This is a genomic window from Paraburkholderia solitsugae (assembly GCF_013177695.1).
GTDB classification, from domain to species: domain Bacteria; phylum Pseudomonadota; class Gammaproteobacteria; order Burkholderiales; family Burkholderiaceae; genus Paraburkholderia; species Paraburkholderia solitsugae.
Window position 1 is genome coordinate 1 of record NZ_WOEY01000028.1, and the last position, 21,964, is coordinate 21,964.

The 21,964-nt window shown below is 63.2% G+C and carries 16 protein-coding genes; 8 read left to right on the forward strand and 8 right to left on the reverse strand.

From position 1 onward, the window contains the following. On the reverse strand, positions 1-339 hold a 339-nt coding region (locus GNZ12_RS07275; protein ID WP_172309707.1), incomplete at its 3' end, for a helix-turn-helix domain-containing protein. 174 nt (positions 340-513) lie between these two features. Between GNZ12_RS07275 and GNZ12_RS07280 the strand changes: the two genes are divergently transcribed. Continuing rightward, on the forward strand, positions 514-1,266 hold the full coding sequence (locus GNZ12_RS07280) for a class I SAM-dependent methyltransferase (protein WP_172309708.1): 753 nt from the start codon (positions 514-516) through the stop codon (positions 1,264-1,266). 236 nt (positions 1,267-1,502) lie between these two features. On the opposite strand, the gene ppc is transcribed toward GNZ12_RS07280, so the two are convergent. Further along, positions 1,503-4,712: a phosphoenolpyruvate carboxylase gene (ppc, locus tag GNZ12_RS07285; RefSeq protein WP_172309709.1), complete on the reverse strand. Its 3,210-nt coding sequence runs from the start codon at positions 4,710-4,712 to the stop codon at positions 1,503-1,505. 417 nt (positions 4,713-5,129) lie between these two features. Between ppc and hemC the strand changes: the two genes are divergently transcribed. The 3 genes from hemC to GNZ12_RS07300 are packed head-to-tail and all read left to right on the forward strand — an operon-like array spanning position 5,130 to position 9,345. Next, the gene (hemC, locus tag GNZ12_RS07290) at positions 5,130-6,134 is read left to right on the forward strand and encodes a hydroxymethylbilane synthase (RefSeq protein WP_172309710.1); all 1,005 of its coding nucleotides are present in this window, start codon (positions 5,130-5,132) and stop codon (positions 6,132-6,134) included. Further along, positions 6,134-8,152: a fused uroporphyrinogen-III synthase HemD/membrane protein HemX gene (gene hemDX, locus GNZ12_RS07295; RefSeq protein WP_172309711.1), complete on the forward strand. Its 2,019-nt coding sequence runs from the start codon at positions 6,134-6,136 to the stop codon at positions 8,150-8,152. Before hemC ends, hemDX begins: the two co-directional genes overlap by 1 nt. A gap of 2 nt (positions 8,153-8,154) precedes the next feature. Next, the gene (locus GNZ12_RS07300; protein WP_074285063.1) at positions 8,155-9,345 is read left to right on the forward strand and encodes a heme biosynthesis protein HemY; all 1,191 of its coding nucleotides are present in this window, start codon (positions 8,155-8,157) and stop codon (positions 9,343-9,345) included. A 69-nt stretch (positions 9,346-9,414) separates the two neighbouring features. Here GNZ12_RS07300 and GNZ12_RS07305 read toward each other — a convergent pair whose 3' ends face one another. The 3 genes from GNZ12_RS07305 to GNZ12_RS07315 form a co-directional block, all read right to left on the reverse strand. Beyond that, positions 9,415-10,734 (reverse strand): MFS transporter, encoded by a 1,320-nt coding sequence (locus GNZ12_RS07305; RefSeq protein ID WP_172309712.1) that lies wholly within the window; start codon positions 10,732-10,734, stop codon positions 9,415-9,417. Between the two features lie 84 nt (positions 10,735-10,818). Beyond that, positions 10,819-11,577 (reverse strand): SDR family oxidoreductase, encoded by a 759-nt coding sequence (locus tag GNZ12_RS07310; RefSeq protein WP_172309713.1) that lies wholly within the window; start codon positions 11,575-11,577, stop codon positions 10,819-10,821. A 78-nt stretch (positions 11,578-11,655) separates the two neighbouring features. Continuing rightward, positions 11,656-13,095: an aldehyde dehydrogenase family protein gene (locus GNZ12_RS07315; protein ID WP_172309714.1), complete on the reverse strand. Its 1,440-nt coding sequence runs from the start codon at positions 13,093-13,095 to the stop codon at positions 11,656-11,658. Between the two features lie 287 nt (positions 13,096-13,382). Between GNZ12_RS07315 and ppa the strand changes: the two genes are divergently transcribed. Together ppa and GNZ12_RS07325 are read left to right on the forward strand one after the other, a co-directional pair. Next, entirely contained in the window at positions 13,383-13,910 is a 528-nt protein-coding gene (gene ppa, locus GNZ12_RS07320; RefSeq protein WP_172309715.1) for an inorganic diphosphatase, read from the forward strand. Positions 13,911-14,221: 311 nt separating this feature from the next. Then, entirely contained in the window at positions 14,222-16,327 is a 2,106-nt protein-coding gene (locus GNZ12_RS07325; protein WP_172309716.1) for an FUSC family protein, read from the forward strand. An 11-nt stretch (positions 16,328-16,338) separates the two neighbouring features. Here the strand turns inward: GNZ12_RS07325 and GNZ12_RS07330 are convergent, their stop codons facing one another. Together GNZ12_RS07330 and GNZ12_RS07335 are read right to left on the reverse strand one after the other, a co-directional pair. Continuing rightward, the gene (locus GNZ12_RS07330) at positions 16,339-16,656 is read right to left on the reverse strand and encodes a GIY-YIG nuclease family protein (protein WP_172309717.1); all 318 of its coding nucleotides are present in this window, start codon (positions 16,654-16,656) and stop codon (positions 16,339-16,341) included. A 9-nt stretch (positions 16,657-16,665) separates the two neighbouring features. Further along, entirely contained in the window at positions 16,666-17,835 is a 1,170-nt protein-coding gene (locus GNZ12_RS07335) for a GNAT family N-acetyltransferase (protein ID WP_172309783.1), read from the reverse strand. 133 nt (positions 17,836-17,968) lie between these two features. On the opposite strand from GNZ12_RS07335, the gene GNZ12_RS07340 reads away from it, so the two are divergent. Then, entirely contained in the window at positions 17,969-19,684 is a 1,716-nt protein-coding gene (locus GNZ12_RS07340) for an NAD+ synthase (protein WP_172309718.1), read from the forward strand. Positions 19,685-19,821: 137 nt separating this feature from the next. Beyond that, entirely contained in the window at positions 19,822-20,160 is a 339-nt protein-coding gene (gene glnK, locus GNZ12_RS07345) for a P-II family nitrogen regulator (RefSeq protein ID WP_006048444.1), read from the forward strand. A 250-nt stretch (positions 20,161-20,410) separates the two neighbouring features. Here glnK and GNZ12_RS07350 read toward each other — a convergent pair whose 3' ends face one another. Continuing rightward, on the reverse strand, positions 20,411-21,565 hold the full coding sequence (locus tag GNZ12_RS07350) for a porin (RefSeq protein ID WP_172309719.1): 1,155 nt from the start codon (positions 21,563-21,565) through the stop codon (positions 20,411-20,413). Positions 21,566-21,964 lie beyond the last annotated feature (399 nt).

Genomic DNA, 21,964 nt, shown 5'->3' on the forward strand with positions numbered 1-21,964 from the left:
CGGATCGGGTTCGGCGGGGTCGCGCTGGGCCGCCAGCTCGAACAGATAAGCCCGCTCGGCGCGCGACAGTTGCAACGCGACGGCGATCCGCGCCAGCGCCTCGGCGGAGGCGGAGATCGGGCGGCCCTGCTCGATCCACGTGTACCAGGTCGGGCTCACGCCGCATAGCTGCGCGACTTCCTCGCGCCGCAAGCCGGGGGTGCGGCGGCGCGGACCGGGCGGCAGGCCGAGCGCTTGCGGCGTGAGTCGTTCGCGGTGAGCGCGGATGAAATCGCCGAGGGCGCGGGCAGGCGTGGCGTCGAGCGGCGGCGGGTTGTCGGCGGAGGTCGGCGTGGTCATTCTTGTCGGGCGGCGCTTGAAGGGGGGCGGGGTGGTGTTATTGATACCAGAATAATTGCTTAACTTGTACTGGTACACGGCGAGTTCTATTGTAACGGCTGGAACGGCGCAGCGCCGTCCTGGCCGGCCCGGCCCATGCCCGGCCGAACCCCACATAAATAACCGGAGCCTTCCATGAAGCACCACGATCAAGTCGCCGACGCCTTCGGCTCGACCGCCGCCGCGTATTTGACGAGTCAGACGCATGCCACCGGCGCCGATCTGCAGACGCTGGCCGAGTCGATCGCCGCGACACCGGACGCGAAGGTGCTCGACATGGGCTGCGGTGCAGGTCACGCGAGTTTCGCTGTGGCGCCGCACGCAAAAGAAGTGGTCGCGTACGACATCGCGCCACAAATGCTGGCGACGGTCGTTGGCGCAGTGAAAGACCGGGGCCTCGCCAACATCCGCACGCAACAGGGCGCCGCCGAAACGCTGCCGTTCGACGATCATTCGTTCGACTGGATCATTAGCCGGATGAGCGCGCATCACTGGCACGACGTGCCGCTCGCGCTGGCCGAAGTGCGGCGCGTGTTGAAGCCTGGCGGCACGGTGCTGTTCATTGATATCGCCGGCGCCGATCATCCGCTGCTCGACACGCATATTCAGGCGGTCGAATTGTTGCGTGACGGCTCGCACATCCGCGACTACCGCGCGGACGAATGGATTGCGTTGTTCGAAGCGGCCGGATTCAAGGCATCGATTCGCGAGCGCTGGCGCATCGCGATCGAGTTCAGTTCGTGGGTGGCGCGCATGCGCACGCCGGAACCGCGCGTGGTGGCGATTCGCTCGCTGTGGGGCAACGCGCCCGATGAGGTGCGCCAGTATTTCGACGTGCAGGAAGACGGCTCGTTCAAGCTCGACGCGCTGATGGTCGAGGCGCAATGAGTTGACGCGGTGAGTTGCAACGCGTGAGCAAAGTGCGACTCAGCGGCGAACAATGCACAAGATCCCGAGTGGCGTTTCGGGGCAACGGTGCCGGGTTCGGTATTCGGCGCCAGAAAAACCGAAGCCGGGCACGGTCAACGGACCCATGCCCGGCTTCTTTTTTTCGTCAATCTCAGCCGGACGCGGGTTAGTTCACCCTGTCCGGTTGAGACGCGAAACCAACTGCAAGTGCTGGCTTAGCCCGTATTACGCAGCCCCGCCGCAATCCCGTTGATGCTCAAATGAATCCCGCGCCGCACGCGCGCGTTGGTATCGCCGGTGCGGTGACGCTTGAGCAACTCGACCTGCAAGTGATTCAACGGATCGAGATACGGGAAGCGGTTCTTGATCGAACGCGCGAGCAGCGGATTTTCCGCGAGCCGTTCGCTCTTACCGGTGATCTCCGACAACACCTTCGACGTCCGCTCCCATTCCGCGACGATCCGCTCGAACACATGCTTGCGCAGCTTCTTGTCCGACACGAGCTGTGCGTAGCGCGAGGCCACCGCGAGGTCGGTCTTCGCCAGCACCATGTCCATGTTGGAGAGCAGGTTCGAGAAGAACGGCCACGTCTTGTGCATTTTCTTGAGTAGCGCAAGACGGCGGGTGCGCTCGGCATCGCTCGGTGCACTGTCCAGATGCGCGGCCACCGCGCTGCCGAAACCGTACCAGCCGGTCAGCAGCAAACGGCATTGACCCCAGGAAAAGCCCCACGGAATCGCGCGCAGATCTTCGATCTTGCGTTGCTTCGGGTCCTGCAATTTGCGCGAAGCCGGACGGCTGCCGATGTTCAACTCGGCGATCTCCGAGATCGGCGTCGACTCGAAGAAATACTCCTTGAAGCCCGGCGTTTCGTAGACCAGCGCACGATACGACGCCATCGCCGCGTCGGACAATTGCTGCATCGTTTCTTCGAAGACGGGCAGTTCCGCGGGCGCATTGCCGTGCGGCAACAACGACGCTTCGAGCGTCGCGGCCACCACCGTTTCCAGGTTGCGCCGGCCGATTTCCGGATTGCCGAACTTGCTCGCGATCACTTCGCCTTGCTCGGTCAAACGGATCTGCCCGTCGACGGTGCCCGGCGGCTGCGACAGAATCGCCTGATAGGTCGGACCACCGCCACGGCCTACCGTGCCTCCGCGTCCGTGGAACAGACGCAGGGTCACGCCGCGTTCATTGAACAGCGACACCAGCGCAAGCTCGGCGCGGTACAGCTCCCAGTTCGACGTCAGGAAACCGCCGTCCTTGTTGCTGTCCGAATAGCCGAGCATCACTTCCTGCTCGTTGCCCTGATGTTCGATCAGTGCATCGACGCCCGGCAGCGCGATCAGATCACGCATGATGTGCGGTGCGTTGCGCAAGTCGGGGATCGTTTCGAATAGCGGGATCACCATCAGCCCCGCTCGCGCCGGATCGTGCGCGTCACCCAGACGGCCGTGCAGCAGGCCGGTTTCCTTCTGCAGCAACATCACTTCGACCAGATCGCTGACGGTCTCCGTGTGCGAAATGATGTAGTTGCGCACCGCGCGCGCGCCGAACTTCTCGCGTGTGACGCGGGCCTCTTCGAGCACGCCGAGTTCGCTCTTCACGAGATCGGAGTACTCGCCGTACGGCAGACGCAACGCGCGCGGCTGCGCCAGTTCGGCCAGCAGCACGGTGAGCTTGTCTTCTTCAGAGAGCGCCGCGTAGTTTTCTTCGACGCCCGCGCGTTTCAGCAGCTCGGCGATCACCGCTTCATGGATGTCGGAGCTTTGCCGCAAGTCGATGCTCGCGAGATGGAAGCCGAACACTTCGGCGGCGCGCGCGAGCGGCGACAGGCGCGGGGCCGCGAGCGGCGCGCCATGATGCTCGGCGAGCGAATCGATCAGCACGTGCAGGTCGCGCACGAATTCGGCGGAGTCGTCGTACGGTTTGGCGCGCACCGGCGCCACGCCGCGGCCCGCGCTGCGCACCGGCACGCTGCCTTCACCGAGACGCACGCGCGCACTTGCCGCGAGCCGCGTGTACATGCCGATCAAGGCGCGGCGATACGGTTCGTCGGTACGGTGCGGCGACTGGTCGGGCGAGACGGCCGCGAGTTCTTTCAACGCGTCGCTTGCACCGGCCAGCAGGTTTGACACCGACAACTCGGCGCCCAACTTGTGTACCTGCTCCATATAGTGTTCGAAGATCACAGCGGCCTGGCGGCTGATCGCGTGTTCGAGCGTTTCGGCCGTGACGTTCGGATTGCCGTCCCGATCGCCGCCGATCCAACTGCCCATCTGGAAGAACGGCGGCAGACGCGCGTCGATGCCGTGCTCGATGAGCGCTTCTTCGATATCGGCGTAGAGCGCCGGAATTTCTTCGAGAAAGGTGGCTCGATAGTACGACAGCGCATTTTCGATTTCGTCGGCCACGGAGAGGCGCGAATCGCGCAGCATGCGCGTTTGCCACAGCGACGTGACGCTGGCACGCAGCATCGCTTCGTTGTGCGCGCGTTCGCGCTTGGTCAGCTGCTGATCGCGTTCGGCGAGGAGGCGCGCGACGTCGTGCTGCGCGTCGAGAATGCTCTTGCGCTGCACCTCTGTCGGGTGAGCGGTCAGGACCGGCACGATCAGCGCGTCGTTGAAGAACTGTTGCAGCACCGGCGTCGCGGCGGCGCCCGCTTCGACGAGCCGTTCGAGCGCATGCGCCATGGTGCCCGGTTGCGAGGTCGAGCCGGCCAGCGCGTGAATCCGGTGACGGCGATTGCGGTGGCGGTCTTCGGCGATGTTCGCAAGATGCGAGAAATAGCTGAACGCGCGCACCACGCTGACCGTTTGCTCGGGGCTCAGCGAACGCAGTTTCTTGTCGAGCGTTTGTGCCGCAGCACTGTCGTCCTCGCGGCGAAAACGCACGGCGGTCTGGCGGATCGTCTCCACCACATCGAACACCGCGTCGCCTTCCTGTTCGCGCAGTACGTCGCCGAGCAGGCGGCCCAGATACCGGATGTCCTGAAACAGCGGATGGTCCTTGTCCTCACGCGTGCGGCCGCTGCCTTTCGAGGCGGGCACGATCGCATCCTGCGAAACGGCTTGCAGCTTGGGCGCTTTGGCGGCTTGCGACGCGGCTTCGCTCGCGATGACCTTGATCTTCGGGGACTTGGCTTTGGCCGGTTTCAGCGCCTGGGCGGCGTTCGCGGCTTGCACTGCCTTATCCGTCTTGGCAGCCTTCACCGCCTTGGCGGGCGCGGAGGCTTTGGTGGACTTGGCGGCTTTGGCGACGTTAGCGGGCTGGGTTGCCTTGGCAGCTTTGCCGGCGCGTTTGGCCGGCATGGACTGGGCAGCCGTTGCGGCGGCAGAAGCGGTAGGCGCGGCGGTGTCGGCCGCTTGAGCGTTGGGCGATGCAGTGTTGCGGCGGGCAGGGCGCGCCGATCCGGAAGACGTCACGATGGGTTTCCTCAGGGAAGCCAGGGTCTGTTGAGTGATGAACTGCTACTGCGGAACTGCACGATGAGTTGCAACGTGAACTGCACGGAACCAGCACAAAGCGGTATGAGCCAATGGCACTACGCCGGAGAGGGTGGCCACGCGCGCATTTGCACAAAACGCACGAGGTGCATGACATGCCTTGCATGCCCGATAGGCACGCGAGGCACGTTGCGCCGCATTGCATCATCCCGCATGCCGCGCCCCGGTGCGCGAACGACCGTGCTTGAACAGGCTGGGATGGGGCAGGCGCGCGCTGCGCGAGGCCCGTCTCCTCCATCGATACCGCGTCAGCACGGCGCTCCGCTGTGCCTTGAGACACGGGGTCGCGTGCTAACATTGATTGTTATTACATCCCGTCATTCGATCAGCAAGCTAATGAACACCGAGACGTTTTTTGCGCCACCCCACACGCTTGTGATTGCGTCGCGAGAAAGCCGCCTAGCCATGTGGCAGGCGGAGCATGTGCAATGTGCGCTGCACAAATTATATCCATCTTGTGACGTAAAAATCCTCGGAATGACAACACGTGGCGATCAGATTCTCGATCGCACTTTGTCGAAGGTTGGTGGTAAGGGGCTCTTCGTCAAGGAACTGGAAGCCGCGCTGGCCGACGGCCGCGCCGATCTGGCCGTGCACTCGCTCAAAGACGTGCCGATGGAATTGCCCGCAGGCTTTGCGCTCTCCACCATCATGGAGCGCGAAGATCCGCGCGACGCGCTGGTATCCAACGATTACGATTCGCTTGCCGCGCTGCCGGCCGGCGCCGTGGTCGGCACCTCCAGCCTGCGCCGCGAGGCCATGCTGCGCATGCGTTACCCGCACCTCGTGGTGCGGCCGCTGCGCGGCAATCTGGACACGCGCCTGTCGAAACTCGATCGCGGCGACTACGCGGCGATCATTCTGGCGGCTGCCGGTTTGAAGCGTTTGGGTCTCGGCGAGCGCATCCGCGCGCTGCTCGATCCCGAAGACAGTTTGCCCGCAGCCGGTCAGGGCGCGCTCGGCATCGAGATTCGCGCCGATCGAGCGGACCTCGCGGCATGGCTCGCGCCGCTGCATCACGAACATACAGCAGCAGCCGTGGAAGCGGAGCGGATGGTTTCGCGCGCCCTCGGCGGCAGTTGCGAAGTGCCGCTCGCGGCCTATGCACACTGGCACGACGGTGCGCTGCACCTGCGCGGCATCGTCGCCACGCCCGACGGCCAACGTGTCTTGAGTGCGCAGGCATCGGCGCCGGCGCCCACCGTCGAACGTGCTATTGCGCTTGGCCAGGAAGTGGCGAGCGCGCTCGAACAGCAAGGCGCGATGGAAATCGTCCGCGCGCTGAGCACGGCCAGCGGTCCCGCCGCAGGTTCGGGTGACAGCGCGGTGACCGGCGAGTGATGGCGGCCGATATCCCGGGCAACACATCCGCATCCGTCGGCAAGGCGGCGTTCACGGTCGTGATTACGCGACCGGCCGGTCAGCCGAACGAATTGATCGCGCAACTCGCCGCGGCGGGCATTGCCGTGCTCGATTTTCCGCTGATCGACATCGCGCCTGTTACCGACGATTCACCGTTGCGCGCGGCGCTGGCTGCGCTGGAACGCTATGCACTGGTGGTGTTCGTCTCGCCCAATGCGATCGATCACGCGTTTGCCAGGAGCGATGCGATCTGGCCGCACGCGCTGCCGATCGGCGTAGTCGGGCCGGGCAGTGTGCAGGCGCTGGCCCGCCACGGTGTCACGGCGCCGGCGTACAACGTCATCAGCCCGCCGTCCGTAGCCGACGACGATACGGCACGCTTCGATTCCGAAGGTTTGTTCGCGGCGATCGATACCGCGCTCGGCGCGAACACGCTCGAAGGCAAGCGCGTACTGATCGTGCGCGGCGACGGCGGCCGCGAATGGCTCGCCGATCGCTTGCGCGAGGCGGGTGCCGAAGTCGAAACGGTCGCGGCTTATCGCCGCCTCGTGCCGGAACCGTCAATCGGGGGCTGGGCGCGCGTGCACACGCTGCTTGCCGGCGAGCCGCACGCCTGGTTGCTCACCAGTTCGGAAGGCGTGCGCAATCTGCACGAGCTCGCGCAAGAGCATCTGACCGCCGGCGAAATCGCGCAACTGAAGCACGCCAACCTGGTCACGCCGCATCCCCGTATCGCGCAGACCGCGCGGGCATTGGGTTTTGATAGCATTACGGTGTCCGGCGCGGGCGATGATCGCATTGCCCGCGCCTTGCTTGCCGCCGTGCCGACCGTAGTTCAACCGGTACCGACTAACCCGGCTCATTCACCGGCTAAATCACGCATGACTGAAACGAACGCATCCACGAACGCCTCACCCCAGCCGGCCGCAACCACTGCGTTACCGCCGAATCCACCCTTCACGCCCTACGAAGCGCAAAAGCGCCGCAGCGCGAGCGGACCGCTGCTGTGGTTTGTCGTGGTGATCATCGCTTGTGCGGCGGGCGTGGGCGGCTATGCGCTCAATCGCAAGGTGGAACGCGCCGAGCAGCAACTCGCGCAACGCCAGCAAGCCAACGACGCGCAGACCAACGAGTTGCGCGTCAAGACCGATCAGGCGCTGGCCACGGTTCATCAATCGGACGCGCAGGTCGCGCAACTCGAAGGCAAACTCGCTGACGCGCAAACCGCGCAGCAGGCGCTGCAGCAGCAATACACCGATCTCGCGCGCAATCGCGACGACTGGACGATGGCTGAAGTCGGCCAGATGCTCTCGGCCGCGAGCCAGCAGTTGCAGCTCACCGGCAACACGCAACTGGCGCTGTTCGCGCTGCAAAGCGCGGACACGCGTCTCGCCGCATCCGATAACCCGCAGGCCGTGACCGTGCGCAAGGCGATCGCGCAAGACATCGACAAGCTGAAGGCCGCGCCGTCCACGGATCTGACGGGGATGGCGATCAAGCTCGACAACGCGATCGACCAGGTCGACGGCCTGCCGCTCTCCGGCGAGGCGCCGATTGCGCACGCCACGCCAAAGGCCGCCACCTGGGCCGACACGGCGAAGGTGGCCGCGGCCACCGGCGAGCCGCGCTGGAAAGTGTGGTGGCGCGAAGTCACAACCGGCATTGGCCAGCAGCTCACCAGCCTCGTGCAGGTGCGCCGCATCGACAACGCCGACGCGATGCTCGTCACGCCCGATCAAGGCTACTTCGTGCGCGAGAATCTGAAGCTGCGTTTGCTGTCGGCGCGGCTCGCGCTGCTGTCGCGCAACCAGACCACGCTGAAGTCCGATCTGCAGGCGGCGCAGGCGGCGCTCACGCGCTACTTCGACGACACGTCGAAGAAGACACAGACCGTGATCGATCTGGTCAAGCAGGTGGATGCGGGCTCGGCCGCAGTTGAACTGCCGAATCTGAACACCAGCCTGCAGGCCGTCAATCAATACCGGAGCCGAGGTTAATCATGGCAATCCGGGGACTTCTATGGCTCGCGCTGTTGTTCGCCATCGCGGTGGTGCTGGCGGTGGTCGGACGCTTCGACATGGGGCAGGTGCTGCTGATCTATCCGCCGTACCGCGTCGACATTTCGCTGAATCTGTTCGTGGTCGGGCTGGTGGTGCTGTTCATCCTGATCTACGCGTTGCTGCGCATCGTGCGTAATATCTGGCGCATGCCGCAGCGTGTGGCTGCCTATCGCGCCCGCTCGCGTGTCGCGAAAGCGCATGCTGCATTGCGTGACGCGATCGGCAATCTGTACGCCGGGCGTTTCTCGCGCGCTGAAAAAGCCGCGAAAGATTCGCTCACGAATGGCGACAACAAGGGCGCGGCCGGTCTGATCGCGGCCACCGCGGCGCACCGCATGCATGAATATGCGCGGCGCGACGAATGGCTCGCCCAGATCGACGAAGCCGACTGGCAGGACGCACGCCTGATGGCCACCGCCGACATGCGTGCCGATGGCCGCGACGCGGATGGCGCACTCGCCGCGCTGACTGAAATGCAGTCGCAGGGCGCACGGCGGATTCACGCGCAGCAGATCACGTTGCGCGCGCAACAGCAATTGAAGAACTGGGGCGAAGTGCTCAAGCTCGTCAAGACGCTGGAAAAACGCGAAGCGATTCATCCGGCCGTGGCGGTGCGTTTGCGTCAGCTCGCGGCGGAAAACCTGTTGCGCGACCGGCGTCATAACGCCGATGCGCTGCTGGAGTTGTGGAATTCGCTGTCGGCCACTGAACGTCATTCACCGCGTCTCGCTGATCTTGCGGCCGAACTGCTGGTCGCGCTGAATCGTCCGCAGGAAGCGCGCAAGATCGTCGAAGAGGCGCTGGCGCAGAACTGGGACGCGCGTCTGCTACGCCGTTATCCGGACACGACCGGAGGCGATGCATTGCCGTTGATCCAGAAAGCCGAAGGATGGCAGAAGGATCGCCCGGAAGATGCCGATCTGATGTTTGCGTTGGGCCGCTTGTGCCTGCATCAGCAGTTGTGGGGCAAGGCGCAATCGTTCCTCGAGCGCGCGCTGAAACTCGCCGACAACGAGACGCTGAAGATTCGTTCGCATCGCGCGTTGGCGCGTTTGCATGAACAGATCGGCGATTCCGCTAAGGCGAGCGAGCATTATCGCGAGAGTGCGTTGGCGATGAATATCGTTTGATGCTTTGATCGAGTACTGCAGTAGATGGGAAAAAGCCCCCGGGGTCGTAAGACGCCGGGGGCTTTTTCGTCACTTATTGACCATCTTCGCCGGCACACTGACCGCCAGCAAACCGCCGAGGATCATAAACGCCGCCAGCATATACATGCCGGAGTCGTTCGCGGCCGTCGCCTGCTTCAGCCAGCCGACCACGTACGGGCTGAGAAAGCCCGCGAGGTTGCCGATCGAATTGATCATCGCGATACCGGCAGCCGCGCCCGTGCCGGCGAGGATCGCCGTCGGCAAACTCCAGAACAGCGGCAGCGTGGTCAGGATGCCCATGGTCGCGAGCGTGAGCGAGGCCATGGCCAGCACGGTGTTGTGGGCCCACACCACGGAGAGCACGAGGCCAATCGCCCCTGCGAATGCCGGCAACGCGATATGCCAGCGCCGCTCGCGCTTGCGGTCCGCGCTGCGCGATACGAACACCATCGCGACTACCGCTGCCGCAAACGGAATCGCGGACAGCAAGCCGATCATGAACGAGTCTGTCACGCCAGTCGCCTTGATGATGGTCGGCAACCAGAAGCTCACGCCATACAGGCCCATCACGAACGAGAAGTACGTGAGGCTAAACATCAGCACGCGTCCGCTCCTGAGCACCTGGCGAATCGGCATGTCGTGCTTCGTGGCTTCTTCAGCTGACACCTGGCGCTCGAGCAATTCCTTCTCTTCGTTGGTGAGCCACTTGGCCTTCGAAATGCGGTCGTCGAGCATCAGAAACACCATGATCCCGACGATCACCGAAGGAATCCCTTCGAGCAGAAACAGCCACTGCCAGCCATGCCAGCCGTTCATGCCGTTGAAACTCTTCAGGATATAGCCCGAGACCGGGCCGCCGATCACGCCAGACAACGCGATTGCCGTCATGAACAAGGTGGTCATGCGGCCGCGACGGTGCGACGGATACCAGTACGTGAGGTACAGAATGATGCCGGGGAAGAAACCCGCTTCGGCGAGACCGAGCAGGAAGCGCATCACATAGAACATGGTCGGCGTGGTGACGAACATGGTCAGCATCGAGATCACGCCCCACGACACCATGATCCGTGCGATCCACACCCGTGCACCCACTTTATGCAGGATCACGTTGCTCGGCACTTCGAAGATGAAATAACCGAGGAAGAAAATCCCCGCACCGAAGCCGTAGACCGCGTCGCTCAGGCCGAGATCGGTGGTCATTTGCAGCTTGGCGAAGCCGACGTTGACGCGGTCGAGATACGCGACCACGTAACAGAGCATCAGGAACGGCGCGAGCCGCCAGGTGACCTTGCGGTAGGTCGCCTCTTCGAACGTGGAAGGTGGCGCCCCCGCGCCGGGATGGTGGAGCGGATCTGCGGGACTAGCCATGGTGTCTCCTTTTTTCTTGTGGAAATGAGGTGCCGCCGTCGATCGCGATTCTAGCCGTGCTGGATGGTTTGGTTTGCATGGCGTTTACACGCAGCGGCCGCCGTCCACTTCGAGGCATATGCCCGTGATGAACTCGGCCTCGTCCGAGGCGAGATACAGCGCCGCGTTGGCGATATCCTGTGGCGTCGAGAAGCGCCCGAGCGGAATGCCGGCCAGAAAGCGCTTGCGATTCTCCGGCGTATCTTCGACACCCATGAACTCCGACAGCAGCGCCGTCTCGCCCATGACCGGGTTCACACAGTTCACGCGAATACGGTTCGGACCCAGTTCAACGGCGAGCGATTTGCTCGCGATGATCACCGCAGCTTTGCTGCCGTTGTACCAGACGAGGCCCGGCCGCGGCCGCACACCGGCCGTCGACGCGATATTGATGAAGCTCCCGCCGCCTTGCTCGCGAAAGTACGGCACGAATTCCTGCACGCTCCAGTAGAGGCTTTTGACGTTCACTGCATAGACGCGGTCGAACTCGGCTTCCGTCACTTCGAGCACCGGCTTGTTGCGATGCGTCGTGCCGGCATTGTTGACGACGATCTGCACGCTGCCGAAGTCTTCGAGCGCGGCCTCGCGCAGTTTCCGCCAGTCCTCGCGTTGCGCGACGTTACCGGCCACCGCGATCGCCTTGCCGCCGGCAAGAGCGATTTCGCTCGCCACACGTTCGGCCGCTGGACCGTTCAGATCGTTGACCACCACGTTCGCGCCTTCGCGCGCGTAGATCTTTGCGATGCCTTCGCCGAAACCCGAGCCGCCACCCGTGACGATGGCCGTTTTACCTGTCAACCGCATGATGTCTCCGTTGTTTGTTGTGGATGGTGATGCGTTTGCTTCTGTTTGCTTCTGCTCTCTGCGAATGCGAGTGCCTGACTAACCGTGACGAATGGCGATGGTCTTCAACACGGTGAAGCCATACAGCGCTTCGAAACCCTTTTCACGTCCATGGCCTGAATGCTTCACGCCGCCGAACGGCAATTCGACGCCGCCGCCCGCGCCATAGTTGTTGATGAACACCTGGCCGGAGCGCAGGCGCCGTGCGAGGCGCATCTGGCGGGCACCGTCGCGCGTCCAGATACCCGCGACGAGACCATACTGTGTGCCGTTGGCGAGCGAGAGCGCTTCGTCTTCGTCGGTGAACGACATGGCGGCGAGGACCGGGCCGAACACTTCGTCGCGCGCGAGACGGTGGCTCGCGGGCACGTCGCGCAGCAGCGTGGGTGCTTGATAGAAGCCGCTTTCCGGCGCCTCGGGGATCACTTCACCGTGGGCTGCCATCGGGATGCCGTCGTGTTGGGCGTCGGAGAGAAAGTCCCACACGCGTTGTTGCTGCTTCGCGTTGATCAGCGGGCCGCAGTCGAGATCGGCATGCGACGGGCCGACCCGCAGCGCGTGGAACGCGCCGCTCAGCCGGTCGAGCAGCGGCTCGTAAATTGCCCGTTCGATCAATACGCGGCTACCCGCCGAGCAGGTTTGCCCGGCGTTCTGCACGATCGCCGATACCAGCACCGGCAGCGCTGCGTCGAGATCCGCATCGGCGAACACGATTTGCGGCGATTTGCCGCCCAGTTCCAGCGTGACCGGCACGTGGTTCTCCGCGGCCATCTGCGTCACGAGCTTGCCAGTTTCGGGCGAGCCGGTGAAGGAGATGTGATCAATGCCGGGATGACGCGCGAGGGCCGCGCCTGCTTCATGCCCAAAGCCCGTGACGATATTCAGCGCGCCCGCCGGCAAACCGGCCTCGGCTGCCAGTTCGGCAACGCGCAACACCGACAGGCACGCGTCTTCCGCCGGCTTGACGACGCACGCATTGCCGGTGGCGAGCGCCGCGCCGACGCTGCGGCCGAAGATTTGCATCGGGTAGTTCCACGGCACGATATGGCCGGTCACGCCGTGCGGCTCGCGGATCGTCAGCACCGTGTAGCCGGCCTGATAGGGGAGCGTTTCGCCGTGCAGTTTGTCCGCCGCACCGGCGTAAAACTCGAAATAGCGGGCCAGCGCGGCCGAATCGGCGCGCGCCTGTTTGAGCGGCTTGCCGGTGTCACGGGCTTCGAGTTGGGCGAGTTCTTCCTGGTGGTCGGCGACCAGCATCGACAGCCGGTACAGCACGCGGCCGCGTTCGGCGGCGCTCGCCTCGCCCCAGGCGCCTTCGAAGGCGCGGCGGGCAGCGTTGACGGCGGTGTCGATATCCGCCGCGGTGCCGCGGGCAAGCCGGGTGAACGGCTGGCCATCCGAGGGATCGAGCACGGTGATCGTCTCGCCGCCTGATGCGGCGGACCATTCACCGCCGATGAAATGCCTGGCTTCTTCCATGCATGCTCCTTGAGGTGTCGCGCGGCCGGGGTTTAGGCCGACGTCCAGCCCGAGATTCGAGCCGAGATTCAGACGCGCGGTATTCACAAACGAGAGGCACAATCGAGAGACGCCTGACGATTATCGCGCCGATCCAACCAGAGGTGCCATCGGCCGATTGGCTATAATGGCGTATTCCGCACTGTCCGGCCGTAGCGCCGCTTGTCCTGGCGAGTTTCATGCTTCACGCCGCTCGAGCCCGCGCGCCGCACGCCGTGTTCCGAATTCCATCTGATCAGAGAGCGCTCATGAGCTTCAATCACGTCCCCGCAGGCAAAGACCTTCCGCAAGATTTCAACGTCATCATCGAAATCCCGGCGCAGAGCGATCCGGTGAAGTACGAAGCTGACAAGGAAACGGGCCTGCTCCACGTTGACCGTTTTATCAGCACCGGCATGCGCTATCCGGCGAATTACGGCTACATTCCGCAAACGCTGTCGGGCGACGGCGACCCGGTCGACGTGCTGGTCATCACGCCGTTCCCGCTGCTGGCTGGCTCGGTGGTTCGCGCCCGCGCACTCGGCATGCTGCAAATGACCGACGAATCGGGCGTCGACGCCAAGCTGGTCGCCGTCGCGCACGACAAGGTCTGCCCGATGACCGCTGATCTCAAGTCGATCGACGACGTTCCGGCATACCTGAAAGACCAGATCAAGCACTTCTTCGAGCAATACAAGGCGCTGGAAAAGGGCAAGTGGGTGAAGGTCGAAGGCTGGGCCGGCATCGAAGCCGCTCACAAGGAAATCACCGAAGGCGTCGCGAACTACAAGAAGTAAGCTGCGTTACACCGGTGGTTGATGAAAAAACCGCGTGAGCCTGCAAGGGCCACGCGGTTTTTTCATAGGCGGCGTTTTCAGGGATCCCACTCTGTGTTCAATACACATTTGCCACCCGGCCGCCCGCCCGCTTGGCTTGCCCGCCGGCCGTTCCAGCGCATAGCCACAGCGCATCGACCGGATGAACCGAATGCATTTTTATATATAAGTGTTAACCCTTATCATTCGACGGCCGCAGCAGGTTTCCTGCCGCCGGCGTATTAATGCGCTGATACAGCGCCAATGCGCGTTTTTGGGAACCCACCGTCCGGATGCTGAATCGCAAGTCCAACCCTTCATCGCCGCGCTGGTCGAGCCGCCTGTACGCGAGCCTGTATGCGCTCGTCACCGCGATCTACCGCGGACGGCCGGTATGGATGGTGTCGTTTTCGACGAGCGAAGCCAACCTGTCGGAAGGGTTGAGAGCCGCCTGTGCGTCCACCGCCATGCTGGTGCTGGGCAATCTGCTGCACGAGCCGGCCTTCGCATGGGCCGCGATCGGCGCTTTCTGGACCTGTCTGGCCGACGCGGCCGGCTCGAATCGCGCGCGCTTCGCCTCGATGATGGGCTTTGCGCTTCTGTCGACTGTGTGCGGGGGCGTGACCGCCTTCGCGTCAGGCGAGGGGACGGTGTTCGCGGCGCTCGCCATGCTGGCATTCACGACGCTCGGCGCGTTCGGCAGGATCTGGGGTGCCGCGACCTCGCAGGTGACGATCCTCGCGGCGACCGCTTGCGTCGTGATGGTCGACCGGCCAATGCGCGACCTGCGGGAAGGCATGGCGTTTCTTGGCATCTACCTGGCTGGGTGCCTGTTTGCCGTTGTGCTGAGCCTGACCGTCTGGCGCATTCATCCGTTCGGCACGAGCCGCGCTTCGCTGCGTGCGGTGTATCTGCGTCTGGCTGACATCGCATTCGACAGCGCGCGCCTGCTCGAGCAGCGCTCGGCCCCTCGCCAGTGGGCCACGCATGCCGCGAAATTTCGCGCCGATGCGCGGGCAACGCTTGAGCGCTCGCGCAAGGCGCTGGCGAACGTGCCTGACTCGAGAACGGCAGGCCGGGAAACCTACGACAATCTCCTCGCCCTGTTGACCGAAAGTGAAGCGCTCTTTGCGTATCTGATAGCGGTCACCGGCGCGTGTGAAAAAAACCCGGAAGACGCACGCCGCGCCAGACGCGCGGTGCGGCTCCTGACCGGGATGGGCGAGGTTCTGCGAAGAATCGGCGCGGCCACCAACGACGCGCAATGGAACCGTCTCGCTGGCCTGCAGCTCCGTTTGCGGCGCCTCGCGAGACGACTCGAATCCGCGCTGATGGAACCCGTGACGCTCAAGTCCGACTTCGAACTGGTCGACTTCGCGCCGACGTCTGCACAGCCGCTGGGGTGGTCGGACAGTGCTACCAGGCTGCTGACGCGGACGTGGTCGACCCTCAAGGCGAACCTTTCGGGTCAGTCGGTCGGCTTGCGCCACGCCGCCCGTGTGGGCGTCACGACGACGGCGGGCTTTCTGGTCATACGGGCACTCGGGCTTCCCTTTGGCTACTGGGCAACCATGGCGACGTTGCTGATCCTGCAGCCGTCCATCGCCGCGACGTGGCCACGGAGTATCGAGCGTGCGGCCGGGAGCATCGTCGGGGGCGTGCTGGCGGCCGCGATCGGCTATGCGATCCATTCGCCGCTCGGTATTTCATTGGCGGTGTTTCCGCTGGTGGTGGCAACCATGGCGCTGCGTCCCGTCAGCTACAGCCTGTTCGTTCTGTTCCTGACACCAACCTTTGTACTCGTGGCTGACTTCGCGACGCCAGGCGCCAGCGAATTCGCCTACGCGCTGACGCGGCTCGGCAACAATGTGCTCGGCTGTGTATTGGCGCTGCTGGCAACGTTCTATCTGTGGCCGACGCGGGAGAAAGTCGACTATCGCGCCTATCTGAACGAGGCGGTGCGGGCCAATCTCGGGTATCTGAGGGCGGCACTGGAGTCGCCGGACCGAAGCGAGAAGGACATGGAACGCTTGCGCCGGGCCGCTGGATTGGGCAGCAATAACGCCGAGGAGGCAATCGGCCGGATTCGACTCGAAAAGCTCGAGGACTCGATGGTTGACACGGTGACCCTGACGGTCCTGAGCGTGTTGCGAAAAATGGCGGGCACCGCGACCCAACTGCGCTTGAGTACGAACCGGCACAGTACGCACGATGAACTCGGCGCGTGGATTGCCACCACGAGTGCCGATATAGAGGCTGCATTGAATCGAACCTTGCGGCCGGTACGGCGCGATCTGCCTGCGCGAGACAGGCTCTCGTCACTGGAGGCTGACGCTGTGGGGGAAATCGCGCTGATGCATCGGCTGTTGACTGAGCGCATGCGCGAGGCGAGAGGGTAGGTGGAGCGGATCTATGTATCCATCTCGTCTGCGGCAATGGATTCCGATTCGGGCTCGGGCGGCGGCAACACCGATTCAAGCGTGCGCAACCCCGCAGCCAGCACTCGTTTCTCGGCAGGCGGCAGCCGCTTGACCCAATACTCCGCACGCGACGCACTCGAACGGTCCGCCAACTCAAACGACGCGAGCACCTGCACCGGCTTGCGCGAACGCGTATAGCGCGCGCCTTCACCGCTCACATGTTTGTCGAAACGCGCCTGCACATCGATGGCAATGCCGGTATAGACGCTGCCGTCCGAGCATTCGAGCAGATATAGAAACCACGCCATGGGTGCGCTTCAGCCTTTGAACGGATTGTGTTCGCGCAGCTCGTCCACATACGCGTGGATGCTGTTCTTTTCGTTATCGAGGAAGTGGCCGACCGCATCGGCGAAGGCCGGATGCGCGAGCCAATGTGCCGAGCGCGTGACAGTCGGCAGAAACCCGCGCGCCATCTTGTGCTCGCCCTGCGCGCCGCCTTCGAACGCACTGAGCTTCTCCTCGATGCAGAATTCGAGCGGCTGGTAGTACGCCGTTTCGAAGTGCAGGCAGGGCACATGTTCGAGCGCGCCCCAGTAGCGGCCGTACAAGGTGCCGCCGGTTTTCTCATCGCGTTGATACACCACGAGCGAGCTGGCGATCGGCTTGCCTTCGTATTCGGCGATCACCAGCAGCAGATTTTCCGGCATCGATGCGCCGATCATCCGGAAGAAATCGAGGTTCAGATACGGGCTCGAAAAGTGCTCGCGGTAGGTTTGCCGATAGCACTTGTTGAAGAAACGCCAGTCGGCGTCCTGGATATCTTCGCCGCGAATCCGGCGCATCGTCACGCCGGCTTCCTGCACCTTGCGGCGCTCGGCGCGGATGTTTTTGCGCTTCTTCTGTTCGAGCGTGGAGAGGAAATCGTCGAAGTCGCGATAGCCGTCGTTCAACCAGTGGAACTGCACGCCTTCGCGCAGCATCATGCCCATGTCGGTCAGCGCGTGCGCCTCCGTTTCGGTCGGAAACAGCACGTGCAGCGACGACACGTCGGCTTGCTCGGCGAACGCCATCAGCGTGGCCGCCAGATGCCTGAGTGCATGCGTATCCGCCGACAGCAGCCGGTTGCCTTGCACCGGTGTGAAGGGCACCGCGCACAGCAGCTTCGGGTAGTACGGCAGACCGTTGCGTTTGTACGCATCGGCCCACGCCCAATCGAAGACATACTCGCCGTACGAGTGTCCCTTCAGATACACGGGCGCGGCCGCCACGAGCTTGTCGGTGCGCGGGTCGGTCAGCGTGACGAATTGCGGCGCCCAGCCGGTATCGGCGACCGCACATTGGGTCGCGGAGAGCGCGCTCAAAAACTCATGCCGTAGAAACGGCGTGGGCTGCGTTTGCTGCGCGAGGAGGGCATTCCATTCCGCGGCGTCCACCTCGGAGGGCGACGTCAGAATGCCCGTGCGATAATCAAAGCGTTCCTGGTTCAATCTGTGTGACTGTTCCCAATGAGCGACGCGTAGCGTGGTGCGATGCGTCGTTCGTTTATCCGATTTGTCCGTTCCGTCGAGCTTAACCCGCCGCGGTACTCGCAAGCCGCCTGGCTTGCCTGTCGATCCTGCCATGAAGACCCGAATCGCTCTTGCTCAAATCAATGTCACCGTCGGCGATTTCGCCGGCAATGTCGCGAAGATCGTCGCTGCCGCGCGCGCCGCGCACAACGATGGTGCGAAGCTGCTGATCGCGCCTGAACTCGCGCTCTCCGGCTATCCGCCCGAAGATCTGTTGCTGCGTCCCGCGTTTTACACCGCGAGTGCAGCGGCGCTCGCCGATCTGGCCGCGCAACTGAAGCCCTTCGCCGGCTTGCATGTGATCGTTGGCCATCCGCTGCGTGATTTGACGCAAAGCGCGTTGACGCACAGCGCGGCAAACGGCCATGGTAATGCAAACGCGCCGATCGAGCGTGGCGTCCCGCCGGTCGATACCTTCAACGCGGCCTCGCTGATCGTGGATGGGGAGGTGGTCGGCACCTATCGCAAGCAGGATTTGCCCAATACCGAGGTGTTCGACGAGAAGCGCTACTTCGCCTCCGACCCGCAGCCGTTCGTGTTCGAACTGGACGGCGTGAAGTACGGCGTGGTGATCTGCGAGGACGCGTGGCACGCATCGGCCGCGCAAATGGCGAAGGCCGCGGGCGCGCAAGTGCTGCTGATTCCGAACGGCTCGCCGTATCACCTGAACAAGGAAGCGGTGCGCTTCGACATTCTGCGCGCGCGGATTCGCGAGACCGACCTGCCGATGGTCTACGTGAACATGGTCGGCGCACAGGACGAACTGGTCTTCGACGGTGGCTCGTTCGTACTCGATGAGAACGGCGAGCTGGTCGCGAAGATGGCGCAGTTCGAGGAAGGCAACGCGATTGTCGAGTTCGACGGCGGCAAACCGGTGCCCACGGCGATCGCGCCGGCGCTTTCGCTCGAAGCGCAGGTGTACGCCGCGCTCGTGATGGGCGTGCGCGACTACATCAACAAGAACGGTTTCCCGGGCGCGCTGATCGGCCTGTCGGGTGGCGTGGATTCGGCGCTGGTGCTGGCTGTCGCGTGCGATGCGCTGGGCGCGGACCGCGTGCGCGCGGTGATGATGCCCTCGCGCTATACCGCGGACATTTCAACCACCGACGCCGCCGAGATGGCGCGCCGCGTCGGCGTACGTTACGACGAAATCGCGATCGCGCCGATGTTCGACGCGTTCCGTAGCTCGCTCGCCGAAGAGTTCGCCGGCCGCGCCGAAGACGCCACCGAAGAGAACATTCAGGCCCGCATCCGCGGCACCTTGCTAATGGCGCTGTCGAACAAGTTCGGCTCGATCGTGCTGACCACCGGCAACAAGAGCGAGATGGCGGTAGGCTATTGCACGCTGTACGGCGACATGGCCGGTGGCTTTGCGGTGATCAAGGACATCGCCAAAACGCTGGTCTACAAGCTGTGCCACTACCGCAACCAGGCCACCACGTTCGGCAAGCAGGACGTGATCCCCGAGCGGATTCTGACGCGCGCGCCGTCCGCTGAACTGCGCGAGAATCAGACCGATCAGGACAGCTTGCCGCCGTACGAAGTGCTCGATGCGATCATGCGCATGTACATGGAAGAGGACCGCTCGCTCGCGGAAATCATCTCGGCGGGCTATGCGGCAGAAGACGTGAAACGCGTCACGCGCCTCATCAAGATCAACGAGTACAAACGCCGTCAGGCGCCGATCGGCATTCGCGTCACGCATCGCGCGTTCGGCCGCGACTGGCGTTATCCGATTACGTCGCGCTACACCGAGCCGGTTCAGTGAGAAGCGAACGGCTGCTGCGGACTTACCCCATGGCAGACCAGAAGCGCCCGCCGGATCGCCGCAACGCATCCGGCGCAGCGTAGAATAAAAATCATCCATTTTCCTTTCGAACTTCCAATCACGAGACGAGGTCCGCCATGAAGCGCATCACTGCAGTCATCAAACCGTTCAAACTCGACGAAGTGCGCGAGGCGCTCGCTGAAGTCGGCCTCACAGGGCTAACCGTGACCGAAGTCAAAGGCTTCGGGCGGCAAAAAGGCCACACCGAGCTCTATCGTGGTGCAGAGTATGTGGTCGACTTTCTGCCGAAAGTGAAGATCGAAGTGGTGGTCGCAGACAACCAGTGCGATCAGGTGATCGATGCGATCATCGGCGCGGCGCGTACCGGCAAGATTGGCGACGGCAAGATTTTCGTCGCGGACGTGGAGCGTGTGATCCGGATTCGCACCGGCGAGGAAAACGAAGCGGCGGTTTGAGCGGCCTGACTTCGCAAACTTAAAGCACAGGGTTCAAGCGCCGGTACTGCTTATTGCGTTCCTGGTGTCTTGCACGCACCGCGACGGTGCGCCGGGGGCAGTGGCAAAACCGCGCGCTCAAATAAAAAACGGTGCGATACCCTTTCGGACATCGCACCGATACGCGCCTCTCGCAGCAGCGTGAAAAAGATTCTCTTGAAGAACTTCTGACTACACCCCGAAGGAAGTTCCCTCGGGGAACACCGTTCGATTAGAACGAGTGTTGAATACCTGCATACACGCCCGACTGCTGGTGACCTTGCAGCGGGTTGTCCGTTGCGGTCGACGTGCCGGCGTTGTCAGCATTCAGGCCGAAGTTAGCCGTCTTGCTGTTGCGGTTCGTCGCGAGCTGGATATCCAGCAGCGTGCGCTTGGACAGGTTGTACGAACCGCCGATCGTGTAGATCGTCGCATTGCCCGCGCCATTGTTGCCGTTGACGTGGTACACCGCTGCAATCAGCGCTGCAGCCGGCGTTGCTTGCCACGTCACACCGCCCCATTCGTGATTGAGCGTGGTCGGCTGGCCCGGCAGAACGCCCGTTGCACCTGCCGAACGGACAGCCTGGTAAGCACCCTGAATCTTGAACTGGCCGAGGAACACGTTCACGAGAGCCGAGTATTCGCGCGATGCCGCGAACACGCCGGTGGCGATGTTAGCCGCATTGGCCGGCGTGGCTGCAGTCGGACCATACAGAGAACCGTTGGCCGGGTTGCGGATTTCGTCGTACAGGCCGCGAATCTGGAACAGCGAGCTCGTGTAGGTGACCTGTGCGCCAGCTTCGCGACCTTGCGGGGTCGTGCCGTTGCCGTTCCAGCTCGTTGCGTTCGACAGGGCGTATTGACCGTAGAAGTCAAAGCCTGCGACCTTCGGCGACTGGTACGAAATGTTGTTGCTCGATTGCGGCCAGTTGCGGCCACGCACCAGCGACGCCGACGACCAGTTCGATTGACCGAACGGATCGAAGTCCCATACGCCGTTCGAGATGAAGAGTTCGCGACCCAACAGCAGCGTACCGAATGCGTCATTCGACATACCGACCGTCGCCCAGCGATTGAAGAGACCGCCACCGCCAGGGCCTGCGCCCGTCATGGTGTTGAAGGAGCCTTCCAACTGGAACAGGACCTTGTTGCCGCCACCGATGTCCTCAACGCCCTTCATGCCCCACAGGCTGGTACCCCAGTCGCCGCTTTCTGCCTTGAAACGGTTCGTGCTGCCAGTTGCCTGGCCGTTTGCACCGACGCCTTGCGGAACGCCCGACATATATTCCAAGCCAGCGTCCAGGCGGCCGTACAGCGTCACGCTGCTTTGGGCGTGCGCAACTACACCGGCTGTCATCAGCGCAGCGGCGAGCAAAGCTTTCTTCATCTTCTCCTCCATACCCTGTCAAAAAGTGAAACCCAGTACTGCGAATGGTGTTCGGACGCAAGCGCGCCGAACAGAAATCGGTACCAGGGAGATTAGCGGGTGGATTGGGTCTCCTGTCGTGACGGATAGCCTCAGCGGGCTATTCTTCGCGCCATGCCGATCCCTCGCCGACCGGTTCTCCTCTGTTGCTTTGAAGTGAAACTACTTTTAATGAACTTTGTTTTGCTACTTTGGTTACTAATTTATCAAAAATACCCTTGAGTGGGAGAAGAAATTAGTACCGGTCTCGGCCGGTGTCTCCAAATTGCAATACGAATGTGTGCAAGGAATCGTTGCGATATCCCCAAAAAGGCGGGAAACCCTTATGCCGTAAGGGAATCACGGATTGGGACAAGCAAC